The following is a 12576-nucleotide window of genomic DNA, read 5'->3' on the forward strand; positions in this document are numbered from 1 at the left end:
TAAGATAGATGATGAAAAAGTCTAAATGCATCCTAATCAACTTTTGTTTATTGCTTTTGCTATCGTTAATACCCGCTCCAGCTCTATCTGCAGAACAGGATACGATTCGAGCAAACATCCTTTTTAAACAAAGTATCAATCATGAATTGTTACAAAAATATAACGCTACTATACTGAATGAATATGAGTCTATCAGTGCTGTGACAGCTGATGTACCTATATTGTATTGGGAAAATCTAAAGAACGAGAATTCTATTATAGAGATTAAAGAAGATCAGCTTGTTCAAATAGAAGGACAAACCGTTGGGTGGGGGCATACTGCGATAAACGTCAAGAGTATGGTTCCCGCAAATTTAACGGGAAAAGGTGTCAAAATTGCTATCATTGATTCAGGAGTTGACTATAACCATCCAGATCTGAAAATTGCAGGTGGAATCTGTGTGTTGGATACAGTCCTTACACCTTCTGCTTGTGACAATTCATACATGGATGAAAATGGTCATGGAACACATGTGGCTGGCATTATTGCAGCGCAGAACAATGAGATTGGTATCGTTGGCGTTGCCCCTAATGCGAGCATATATGGAATAAAGGCGTTAGACAAGAAGGGAATAGGTAGCGGTTCGACCATCATGGCAGGAATCGATTGGGCTATAAAAAATGAAATGGATATCATTAATCTTAGCTTAACAACACCCAATCAAGATCGTGCGATGAAAACAATGATTGATAAGGCCTACCAAAAAGGGCTTCTAGTCATTGCAGCAGTAGGGAACGAAGAACATACAACGGGAAAAGAAGAAAATGTTCTTTATCCTGCTAAATTTGAGTCAGTAATCGGTGTATCGGCTATTGATTCAAATAAGCAAATTCTAACATCTTCTTCAGTAGGTAAAGAAGTAGAATTGACAGCACCAGGTTCCGGTATTATCAGTACCGTTCCATTAAATGTAGATGATAGTGGACCAGTAGACGGATATGCTAGAATGACAGGGACTTCCATGGCATCACCTTTTGTTACTGCGATGGCAGCATTATATAGTGAAAAATATCCCGAGTTTACGAATATACAGATTCGTCAATTATTACAAAACAATGCACAAGACTTAGGTAGCCCTGGACGTGATGTGAAATATGGATTTGGCTTGGTTCAACCAGATACAAAGGTTAAAGAAGAACTAATAACAAATGCTGCAGCAACCTTAAGTCCTAATGGAAAAATCCAGCTTACAATCACAGCGTTACCAGAAGATGCATTCTCTTATAATCTCTATCGAAATGGACAAATGATATATAAAAATAATGAAGATCAAGAGGTTCTGGATTATGGTGTGAAGGGCAGCGTTAATTATTCGGTTGTACCAGTAAATCAAAGTGGAGAAATGAAATCACAAACCCGTAATCTGACTGTAGCGCTTGATGATCCATTCATTCCAGATTTGACAAATGATTTATGGTTCACAAGGAATCTCGTATTTTTAAACGGAATGAAAATCATGAACGGATATCAAAATGGAGAAATTGCTCCTTATAAGAACGTGACTCGTGCAGAAGCGGTTATGATGCTGGGTAATCATTTAAAATATGATGGGACAAAACGTAACACAAACTTCAAAGATGTATCTTCTGAAAGCTTTGCTTCGGGGATGATCCAGTCCGCATTTGAAGAGGGACTTCTTAATGGTTTCCCAGATGGAACATTCCGTCCAAATAGTTACGTGACAAGAGCGGAAATGAGTATACTCATTGCAAATGCCTTTCAACTGTCAGAAGGAACAGCTTCGTTTTCAGACGTAAATGAAAAAGTGTCAGGAAATGAGTCTATCAAAAAAATCGCATCGGCAGGCATTACACTAGGTTATCCGGATGGAACATTCCGACCATACGAATATATGACTCGTTCGACTTATGCGGTATTTTTATCAAAAGCGATAGAACCCGTATTTAAATAGTTAGAGAGACCCCTAGTGTAAGGGGTCCTTTTTGTTGTATTGAAATAGGTATAAAGACTTAGTCATTTTGTATATAAGATTCCAAATAATAGTCCAAATGGCGGTAGCGATAGGGAAAAGGTATGATAAAATAGATTTAAAGTTTTGAATATTAAAGCAATAAAGACTAGTAATTGTTCCGACTATCTAATCTTTGAAAAAGGAGCAAAACTTAATGAATGAAAACTACGGGAACATTGGTGAAATACTACGGTCATTAAGAGAGTATAAGCAAATAGGCAGACCACAGCTAGCAGAAGGAATTTGTGAAGAAGACGAACTTGAATGGTTTGAAAAAGGAAAAAAAGATCCAACCATTGAACAGCTGTTTAAGTTCGCGAATAAATTAAATGTCGAAATTACAGACTTTTTTGTATATGCCTCTGCAAGCTCTATTAATTATGTAACTGCCGTTATAAATTTAATTTTTAAGTATAAGCGAGAACGTAATTATTATGCGATTAATGAAATTGTCCAAAAAGAAAAAGAGAACCCTTTATTCGGAATACCATCTAATAAGCAATTTCTCTTATGGCATGAAGCGATTTGTTTGTATTATCTTTCAGAGCATGGAAAAAGGGATAAAGAGTATTCAATTAAAATGCTATACGATGCCATAGAAATCACAAACCCCCATAAAAAAGGGCTAACTGAAAGAGAAAATGAGATTTTATTGGCGATAGCACTGATTGAAAAAGACGACTCCAATTTTGAAAAGGCTATTAATATATTTAAACAAGTACTAGATAACATGGAGATGATTCCAGGATTATCAGATCCTCGAATAAGATTAAGGGCACTTTTTGGCTTATCTCAGTCTCTATCTAGAATGACTAGATTTGAAGAGTCACTTATCTATAGTGAAAAAGGAATTATTCAATGCATTGACGATGAAGACCTGTATCTGTTTGGTGAATTCCTTTATCAATCAGGACTGAATTTTGTCAATCTCCAAGATATAGACAAAGCAAGGGAGAATTTCACAAAATCTCTTCAAGTCTTTGAATTACAACAAAATGAAAATTTGGGCAATATAGTTAAACAAGATTTAGAAAACCTAGTTAAATAGTAATTAAATTCATTTTTTTAAAAAAAGGAGAGATTTTTTTATGAAGAAAAAGATATTATTAGTTTCCACACTTGCATTAGGTATTTTAGGAACAGCAAGTACGAGTCGAGTGGAATTAGCAGAATTGCCGACACGCCATAGCATAACACCAAGCATACAACTAGCAGAGATGCCAACGCGCCACAGCATAACGCCAAGCATACAACTAGCGGAGATGCCAACACGCCATAGCATAACGCCAAGTATACAACTAGCAGAGATGCCAACACGCCATAGCATAACGCCAAGTATACAACTAGCAGAAATGCCGACACGCCACAGCATAACACCAAGCATTCAACTAGCAGAAATGCCAACGCGTCATAGTATTTCAATAGCTAGTACTCTAGTTTAATAGTCTGTATTTTTTAGAAGAAATTTATTGAGGGTGACTCTAAGGTGTTTGATCAAGTGAGGTCAGATACTGGGAAGAGTTACCCTTTTTATTATCAGAATTTTAAAATAATAGGACAATTTTACCTAGAATAAATTAGGAAATATGATTTATTATGAAATTGTTCACATCGAATTAGTTGGGTAGGAGGGTGACGGTTGAGTAGTCTCCATGAAAAGTATTGTCCACAATGTTATGATGTCTTGTTTCGGAAAAGTGATTTTGAAGAGAGTGTTCATTCTATTAAATATCAAATCCAATCAAATCATGCGGATTTTTTATACAATGTAGAAGATATTTTACTTCTGAGAAATGCCCCATTAGATTTGTTGATGAAGATTAGAAGGACAGTGGAAAATGAAATGAGCTTGAATTTTAAAAATGAGAATGATTTGATCAATAAAATGATACAAGTAATCGATTTTAAAGGATGCTGCTTTTCATGTGGATACTTACACGCTGAATCTTCCGAAATTGTCGATATGAGAAAAAAGCTAGGATTTAGATTTAAGAGCTTCTTTAAATTGGTAAGAGCGGAATGATATGTGCGCCACGAAGAAGTTAGAAGCGTGGTTTTTATTTTTTTCTAAAATAAATAAAACAATTACCCGCATTTACTATAAATAATCCTAATTCTACTATTTGTAACACAAACGTAAAGTAATCGACATACATCATTTGATAGAATAATAGTACAATTCAATGTATTTCTACATAAACGGAAAATTATTGATAAAAAACGGAGTGAAAAAAATACTATGAAAAAACATCTGTATGCGATTCTTGCCGTCGTATTCTTACTAGCACAACTACCAATCGTTACACAGGCGAACACAGAGGATGAAGTAGTAACTCTCGCAAAACAATATTTAGGTGTTCCTTATCAAATGGGGGGAACAACTACGAGTGGTTTTGATTGCTCCGGATATTTAGTTTACGTATTCAAACAATTAGAGATAAAACTACCTAGAACAGCTGCTGATCAATTCACAGTAGGTACAAAAGTAGAAAAAGAGGATTTAAAGCCTGGAGATTTAGTATTTTTCTCTAATACATACAAAGCAGGAATTTCCCACTCTGGAATGTACGTGGGAGATAATAAATTTATTAGTGCAACAACAAGTAAGGGTGTTTCTATTGCATCCTTGAATGACTCCTACTGGGGTCCAAAGTATACAGGTGCAAAGAGAGTGTTAGCACTAAACGGCAATATTAGTGGAGAATTCAAAGATTTAACGTCTGAACATTTTGCATATGAAGCAGTGAAAGTATTAAGTTCCCAAGAAATCATTGGTGGATTTGAAGATCAAACTTTCCGCCCTGAAGCTGAAGTGACAAGGGGACAAGCTGCTGCCATTATCAATCGAGTTTTAAATCACAAACCTAAGAACTCAGTTTCTTACCCAGATGTTCCAAGCTCCAATCGTTTTGCAAACGACATTGCAGCCATTAAAGAATTAGGTGTGATTAATGGTTTCCCAGATGGAACATTCCGTCCTAACGAAACTATGACAAGAGCACAAATGGCAGTCATTATCCAAAATGCTTTTAATTTAAATGAAATTGTTACGATATCATCGATGCCAAATACATATTCCGACATCAACCCAAACTATTGGGCATATAACGCTATCGTAATCATGAATTATATTGATAAAACAAATGGCTTCAAAACAGAAACATTCCGTGTAACGGATCCTGCATTACGTGGAGAATTCTCTGCGGGGATTTACAATGCTATAAGTGTCCATTAATAAAAAAACCACCTTCGTAAACTCGTAAAATAATAAAGCCTGACCTAAAAAGAATGCCATTCATTGGCATTCTTTTTTATTCGAATATAGTATTATTTACCTCATTTTCTGATAAATTCCATTAATTACTATTACCAGAAATGGAATTTTTGTTAAAATAGTAGTAGAACTTTGTCGATAGAAAAATAGAATGACAACGTTATAAAAAAAGAGAAAGCTTCATGAAGGGAGAAGGAAATGAGAAAACTAGCTTCATTGTTTCTGAGTTTTGCTCTATTACTTTCACTGTTGCCGGCTAAGTCAGCATTTGCAGATGATATTACAGGAATCAAGCTTGAGAAAGAAATGCGCGCCATGATTGAGGCAGGCATCATTTATGGGTATGGACCCGATAAATATGCACCTGGAGACGAAGTAACAAGAGGGCAGTTTGCCACTTTTTTAGCACGTGCATTAAAGCTTCCGGAAGGACCCCATGTTTTTACAGACGTGGCGATTACATCTAATCTTGCATTCGGCATAAATGCTGCGGCACAATCAGGTATCGTAACAGGCTTATCAGGAGGGAAATTTGGACCTGATCAACCTGTAACACGTGAACAAATGGCGGTAATGATTAATAAATCTTTGGATTACCTTAAGATTTCCAAAACTGCAGGAACCATGAATTTTTCAGATAATCACGAAATAACTTCCTCCATTTCTAAATGGGCAATTACATATATGGTTGGATCTGGGATTATTATGGGTATCCCAAATGAAGATGGAACATTCCGTTTTGCTCCTAAAAAGACTGCTACAAGAGCAGAAGCGGCCGCTTTTATTGCACGTATGATTACAGCTGCTGAGAAGGATGATGAGGAATCTAATCCTGATTATGGATTAAATACATATCGTGTATCGACTGTCAGTTCAGATGGGAAAATAACAATCGGTACAAAGCAATACGGGACGTTCGCAGAAGCTGATAAAGCCATAACAAATGCGAGCACTCAGGTCATTACATATAATGACAAAATTATCAAAATGTCGAGTGGAATTGTCATTTCCGTTCCAACAGTAAAAGAAAAAGTGACTTTACTTTATACAAGTGATGCTTTAAAGACTCATAATGGCGGTGTAGAAAAAGGCACTGAGTTGCAATACATTAGCTCTGATGAAAAAAAAGTAGTTGTAAAAATTGCAGGAAAAACGGCTTATATCAAGCACGAAGAAGCGAATCTTGTTCCTAAGGCAATGATGAAGGGACGCTCATACTATTCTGTGAATGCTAGTGGGGAATTAGTTCATCATTTATATCAAGAGCAAAAAAATAACTATGTAGCTTATGTATTTGGAAAAGCACCATCGTTCTTAGAACAAGGGAAAAAATACTATAGCTGGGATGGGTCAAACTTTACTAATGAAAATGGAGCAGCGGTTGGAACGCAAGTATATCAATACTTCAGCATGCTTCCTGCTCGTACAAAAACCAACTATACAGCTGAAGAAATCGATACTTACATTGCTCAAAAGCTGATTGAAAAAGAAAACCTTTACAATAGTGACCCAGTTGCATACATCCGTTATAAGGATGCTACCAAGCTAAGTAAGTTAATCGGAATCGGCTCTATCTTAAAAGAGTTCGAAAAAACGTATAAAATCAATGGATTAATGGTTCTGGGAATTGCCATCAATGAAAGTGATTTTGGGATGTCGCCTCAGGCTCAGGTGAAAAACAACATCATAGGTTTATACGTATATGATAGTGATCCTACTGGTAAGTACTTCACTTCGATTCAAGAAAATATAACTACACTAGCTACAAGCTTCTTAAACAAAAACTACATTCCACTAACAGGTGCTTACGCAAACGGTGGAATGCTAGGAAATAAAGCTAAAGGTATTAATGTTCGCTACGCGTCTGACCCGTACTGGGGACAAAAAGCAGCAGGACACATCTTCAAACTAGATAAAGAACTAGGTGGAAAGGATCTATTAAACAATCCAACTCCATACAAAATCGGTTTAACAACAGCCAATGACTTAAAAGTGAGAAATACTCCTGTTGTTGAAACTGGAAACATCCAATTTGCCTACCCAACTCCTGGATATCCAGTAGCAATACTGGCAAACGAAACAAGATCAGACGGCTCAATCTGGCACCAAATCCTATCCGACTCAAACGAAAATGAATTCGGATACACATATTCTCTATACGTAAAAGAGCTTTCGTATGTGAAGTAATTTTTAGGTGCCCTTGTAGGTGCCTGTCACCACCCGAATTTTGTCAAAAATTGTAGAAAAGGTCCCCGAAAGCTTGGCTTTGGGGACCTTTTTCGATTTATGGGCGAGGTTATTTCCGAACTCACTGAATAATTTACCGAACCAAGCAGTTTTATTACCGAACGGACGCTATTTATTACCGAACTGGCACGATATTTTACCAAATAGCCCTCAGAACAAAAAAAGCGCGGGATCCAAAACCCCGTGCTTTCACCCCTATGACTTATTTGAGTGCAATATCCATGAAGGAACGGTGAAATTACCGAACCCACTGGATAATTTACCGAACCAAGCAGTTTTATTACCGAACGGTCGCCATTTATTACCGAACCGGGACTATATTTTACCAAATAGCCCCCCGGAACGAAAAAAGCACGGGATCTAAATCCCTGCGCTTACACCTCTGTGACTTATTTGACTGTGCAATATCCATGAAGGGACTTGGAAATTACCGAACCCACTAGATATATTACCGAACCAAGCAGTTTTATTACCGAACAGTCGCAATTTATTACCGAACGGGGACTATATTTTACCAAATAGCCCCCCGGAACGAAAAAAGCACGGGGTCTAAATCCCTGCGCTTACACCTCTGTGACTTATTTGACTGTGCAATATCCATGAAGGGACTTGGAAATTACCGAACCCACTAGATATATTACCGAACCAAGCAGTTTTATTACCGAACCGTCCCCATTTATTACCGAACCAGCACTATATTTTACCAAATAGCCCCCCGAAACGAAAAAAGCGCGGGATCCTAAACCCCGCGCTTACACCTCTAGGACTTATTTGGTTGTCCCTTTTTCCGTCTAACCAATGCTAACAATTGTCGGAACGCCTCACGATAGAACAGGTATAAACCTGCCACATAAAGCACAACTCCCAACAATCCTAAACCAACAAGACGAATCAAGTAATGAAGTTCTCCAACAATCGTGAACTCCTTCAATAAATAGATCGGTACAGCCATTAGAAGTGTTGGTACTAATACTCGAACGAAAAGTGTCAGCAAACGAGTAATTTCACTTCGCTCAAAGTCCTTATAAACTACAATGCTGGAAATCGTTAAATAGTAAATGGCTACGGCTGAGCTCGTCACCGCAAGTCCGGGGTATCCAAGATCATCTACAATCAACCAATTCAGCAATGCATTCAACGCAATCGTCGTAACAGAAATCTTAAAGATTGTAGCCGTTTTTCCACGTGCATACATTGATTTTGATACAATAAACTGCAGCCCTTGAGCCACAATCATCGGCAAGTACAATACAAGTGCAATATACGTATTTTGCGTATCAGCCGCTGTAAATTCTCCACCTTGATAGATGAAGGTTAGTGCCTCTTTACCAAGCAAGAACAATCCAACCGCAATTGGTAGTAATGTAACCAGGGAAATCATCATCCCCATATGCATCGTATTCTGGAACTTTTTCTTGTCATCGACTTGTTCAGATAACAAGGTGAAAATGATTGCCGCAATCGTGGTAGCGTAAATGGTATTAGGAATCGCCACAAGTAATGAAGCATTATTCAAATACGTAACGGCGCCATCACCAGTTCCTGAAGCAAAAGCTTTGTTGACGAACATGTTGATTTGTCCAACGACAGAATTCAATAAAGATGGAATGATCAATGCAATGAAGGCTTTTCTGAAGTCAGTCTCTACTAGTAAAGTAGGTGACCAACTAAATCCGCTCTTCAATAAATAATAAAATTGAATGAAAATCCCAACGACAGTTCCGAAAATAAAACCATATCCAAGGCTATAAATCCCCATCTGCTCCGAGAACAAAATCGCAAATACTGCACCCATCAGAGTTGCTAAAATCTTAGAAATCTGTGCTGGTACAAAAATTCTACGACCCTGCAAGTATGACTCTAGAATCCCGTTCAACGCAATCCCACTCATCGCATAAAAGAATAAGCGAGTCATTTTGACAGCTACTTCTTCTGTCGTAGGACTCATATTACCAAAGATAAATGGAACGAAATAAGGAACGAAAATCGCACCAACTACTGAAACGACTAAAAAGATCATTACAGTCGCATTCATAACGCCATTTGCATTCCGTTCCGTTTCCTCCGCACGATCCTTTTTATGCTTCACATACATCGGCAGGAAAACGTTATTAAATCCGCCAGATATCATCGCAACAATTAAAGTAATGAAAGAAAATGCCAATAAATAACCATCCGTAAACTCCGTTGCACCAAATTGACGTGCAACAATGCTTTCACGCAAAAAGCCAGAAAGCTTTAGAAACAAGGCCAATAAGGTAATCCATATGGCCGTCTTTTTTAAAGTGGACAAGTGCAATCGCACCTCTCTTTTAGTAAGGTAAAAAGCACAATCGAGTGCTAAAAATCGAAACCAGTAATATAAAGACACATAAAAAGCGCAAATCAAAAAAGAAAACCTAAGCTAAAAAAACGCAAATCTCCAGTAAAAACGAAAAAACCCAGTATGAAGCGGAAATTTTCTCTAAAAAACGTAAATCATCACTAAGAATCGAAAATCCGAAAAACAAATACAAATCAAAAGAAAAATCAAAGTGAATCAATGAAAAGCTTCAAAAAGCCCGCAAATCCATCCAAAACAAAAGCCCTAACCCTCATAAGAGAGCAGGGCCTGTCAAACTTAACGTCCAGATAGGGCGCTTTCGTAGATTTCTAAGTACTTTTTCGCAGCAGCAATATGGGAATATTCCTGTTCAATCTTCGTGCGGGCTTTTGCCGCCATATCTGCGCCTTCTGCAGGGTTGTCCAACAAGCGGATAATCGCGTCAGAAAGCTGCTCGACGTTTTTCTCCTCAACCAAAATGCCATCCACATCCGGATCGACGATTTCCTTCAACCCACCAACCGCACAGGCGATTAACGGAGATCCAGAACCCATTGCTTCTAAAGCGGAGATTGAAGTCGCTTCTTCAACCCCAGCGGAGTAAACACTTGGAACAAGTACAACGTCTGACAACGCATAATACTCTTTTACTAAATCGTGGGCAACTGCACCAAGCAACGTCACGTTCTTTTCTAATTTCTCACGCGCGACGATTTCCTTAATTTCGTTCATCGCCTCACCGCTACCCGCGTAAATCAAATGAACATCCGGATATTTCTTCACAACAGCCGGCAACGCAAGAGCAGGATAGATAACCCCATTTTTCTTCGTCAAACGACGTGGACAGAACAACACTTTCGCATCTTCAGCAATGCCATGTTTACGACGAAACTCATTTTTCTGAGCTGCATTAGGCTTAAAGGAATGAATATCGATAAAATTACGAATCGCTGTTCCTTCAACACCAGATAAGTCTTTCACGTAATTCTTCAATCGAGTATCCACCGTAATAATTTTACGAGTGCCTTTATACGCTTCAACCTCTACGCGTTGCATTTCGTTCGCTTCAGCACTGCCTTCATCCATCGAACCTTTACTAATGGATTCAAACGTCATATATCCGTGAACTGTCGAAACTGTCGGAATTCCACTTTCCAACGCAGCCAAAGTCGTAAACGGATCTTGAGCATTAATAATGTCATAGTTCTTATCTTTATTTTTCTCAATCAAGGCTTTAAGGAATCGCTGGCGCATTTTATGGCTCCAGATGATTCCTTTACCTTTTTTCATTTTATTTAGTAAAAAACTAGGTCCTTGAGCCAAAATTTTACGAGATAAAGGCGAGACGTCCGAGAAGGAAAGGACATCGACTTCATGGCCCATGCTTTCAAGTCCTGCTTGAAGTGTCGCGACATGCGTGGACAAGCCACCAGCATGCGGATAATCGTAGGCAGTTGCAATTAAAATTTTCATGCGATACAGCCTCCTTTATTTTTCAAAGTTCTCTTTTAATAAGTACACATTACGCAATGCTTCCTGACGCATCACTTCTGCATTTTGCTTCACAATCGCTTCAAACTCATCATGCTTGTCCAGCATCATAATCGCATTTTCAGTCAATTTGTCTGGATTAATTTCAAATAGATCCGAAGAGTATGGCCACATTCCACTGCGCTTCAATAAGCTTTCTACTTTCTTATCATAGCTCATTCCAATATGGGGAACACCTGAAAGAGTAGAGAAAATAAGGGCGTGCAATCTCATCCCAATTGTTAACTGACACTCGCTGATAAAGTTCAAGAATTGATTAGGTGTGAATTTTTCACCCAACATAATACATTTGTCCGCATGCTTCATATGAGACATGACATGGTTACTTGCAGTCGTATCATGGTGTCCTTCCATCGGAACGAATACGGGCGTTACGCCTCTTTCTTCTATTAAACGGTCTAAAATGTGAGCCGTTTGTTCAAATTGCTTCACATGCTCGAACCAAGGTCTCATCGATACAGCTACGAGCTTCTCGTCACCCTGTAAAGGCAAGCTCTTGATACAAGCATCATCTTTTTTCGGTTTAAAAGCAAATACAATGTCGGAAGTCACTACGGATTCAGGACGATTGACTCCAAGTTTGTGCAAATAGTCCTTAGAGTATTGATCACGAATCGTAATAAAGTCAGCTAAGTTCGCAAGCTTCATCAAAATTTTTCCCCAAGTGGAGGTTACAGGACCAATCCCTTGAGAGAAAAACATAACTTTCGCCCCGCAAAGCTTTGCAAGTAAAACAATCAATAAGTAATAAGGAAGCGGGCCGAATAAGAACTTCGTCGGATAAGCATCCTGTAACAATCCGCCACCGCCGCTAATCAATAAGTCTGCATCCTTCAATGCTTTAATTTTTCCTTTATTATCATGTCTCCAGCCACGGTATACCGTTTTAACATTATGTTCCTTTGCCGTTTGCTCTGGAGAAAGAGAAAATACTGTGATATCAGGAGACGGAAGCTCCGCGCGTAAATTATCTATAATAGATTCCAGGATGGCTTCGTCACCAGTGTTACCTAGTCCATAAAAGCCAGAAATAACGATTTTCAAGTAAGAGTTCCTCCTTTTTGTTATGTAGAGAAAATAAAAACTCCCCCACGACCCATCTATTTTATCATTCCACAATACCCCTATCAACGTAATTAATGCAACGATGGATTTCTTTTGTTATACTA

General features: G+C 38.2%; 10 protein-coding genes. 7 read left to right on the forward strand and 3 right to left on the reverse strand.

Translation table 11 applies throughout. The features are described 5' to 3' along the window. The first annotated feature begins 8 nt into the window (after positions 1 to 8). The 7 genes from DBX25_RS01020 to DBX25_RS01050 all read left to right on the forward strand — a co-directional run bounded on the left by DBX25_RS01020 (position 9) and on the right by DBX25_RS01050 (position 7897). On the forward strand, positions 9 to 1952 hold the full coding sequence (locus tag DBX25_RS01020; protein WP_108668921.1) for a S8 family peptidase: 1944 nt from the start codon (positions 9 to 11) through the stop codon (positions 1950 to 1952). Between the two features lie 214 nt (positions 1953 to 2166). Next, a complete protein-coding gene (locus DBX25_RS01025) occupies positions 2167 to 3060 on the forward strand; it encodes a helix-turn-helix domain-containing protein (RefSeq protein ID WP_108668922.1) in 894 nt (297 codons plus the stop codon). Between the two features lie 40 nt (positions 3061 to 3100). Next, positions 3101 to 3454, forward strand: a complete 354-nt coding sequence (locus tag DBX25_RS01030; RefSeq protein WP_108668923.1) for a hypothetical protein — start codon at positions 3101 to 3103, stop codon at positions 3452 to 3454. Positions 3455 to 3651: 197 nt separating this feature from the next. Further along, complete coding sequence (locus tag DBX25_RS01035; RefSeq protein ID WP_108668924.1) at positions 3652 to 4035, forward strand: hypothetical protein; 384 nt, start codon at positions 3652 to 3654, stop codon at positions 4033 to 4035. Between the two features lie 216 nt (positions 4036 to 4251). Continuing rightward, on the forward strand, positions 4252 to 5247 hold the full coding sequence (locus DBX25_RS01040) for a C40 family peptidase (protein WP_108668925.1): 996 nt from the start codon (positions 4252 to 4254) through the stop codon (positions 5245 to 5247). A 237-nt stretch (positions 5248 to 5484) separates the two neighbouring features. After that, on the forward strand, positions 5485 to 7473 hold the full coding sequence (locus DBX25_RS01045; protein WP_108668926.1) for an S-layer homology domain-containing protein: 1989 nt from the start codon (positions 5485 to 5487) through the stop codon (positions 7471 to 7473). A 19-nt stretch (positions 7474 to 7492) separates the two neighbouring features. After that, complete coding sequence (locus DBX25_RS01050) at positions 7493 to 7897, forward strand: hypothetical protein (RefSeq protein ID WP_108668927.1); 405 nt, start codon at positions 7493 to 7495, stop codon at positions 7895 to 7897. Between the two features lie 396 nt (positions 7898 to 8293). Here DBX25_RS01050 and murJ read toward each other — a convergent pair whose 3' ends face one another. The 3 genes from murJ to csaB form a co-directional block, all read right to left on the reverse strand. After that, positions 8294 to 9826, reverse strand: coding sequence for a murein biosynthesis integral membrane protein MurJ (gene murJ / locus DBX25_RS01055; RefSeq protein ID WP_108668928.1), 1533 nt, complete (start codon positions 9824 to 9826; stop codon positions 8294 to 8296). Between the two features lie 327 nt (positions 9827 to 10153). Next, positions 10154 to 11329 carry a glycosyltransferase family 4 protein gene (locus tag DBX25_RS01060; RefSeq protein WP_108668929.1) on the reverse strand — a complete coding sequence of 392 codons (1176 nt, stop codon included), beginning with the start codon at positions 11327 to 11329 and terminating at the stop codon, positions 10154 to 10156. 15 nt (positions 11330 to 11344) lie between these two features. Beyond that, positions 11345 to 12451, reverse strand: a complete 1107-nt coding sequence (gene csaB, locus DBX25_RS01065) for a polysaccharide pyruvyl transferase CsaB (RefSeq protein WP_108668930.1) — start codon at positions 12449 to 12451, stop codon at positions 11345 to 11347. Between the last annotated feature and the right edge of the window lie 125 nt (positions 12452 to 12576).

This window comes from Peribacillus acanthi (assembly GCF_003073175.1).
In the GTDB taxonomy this organism is placed as follows: domain Bacteria; phylum Bacillota; class Bacilli; order Bacillales; family DSM-1321; genus Bacillus_BN; species Bacillus_BN acanthi.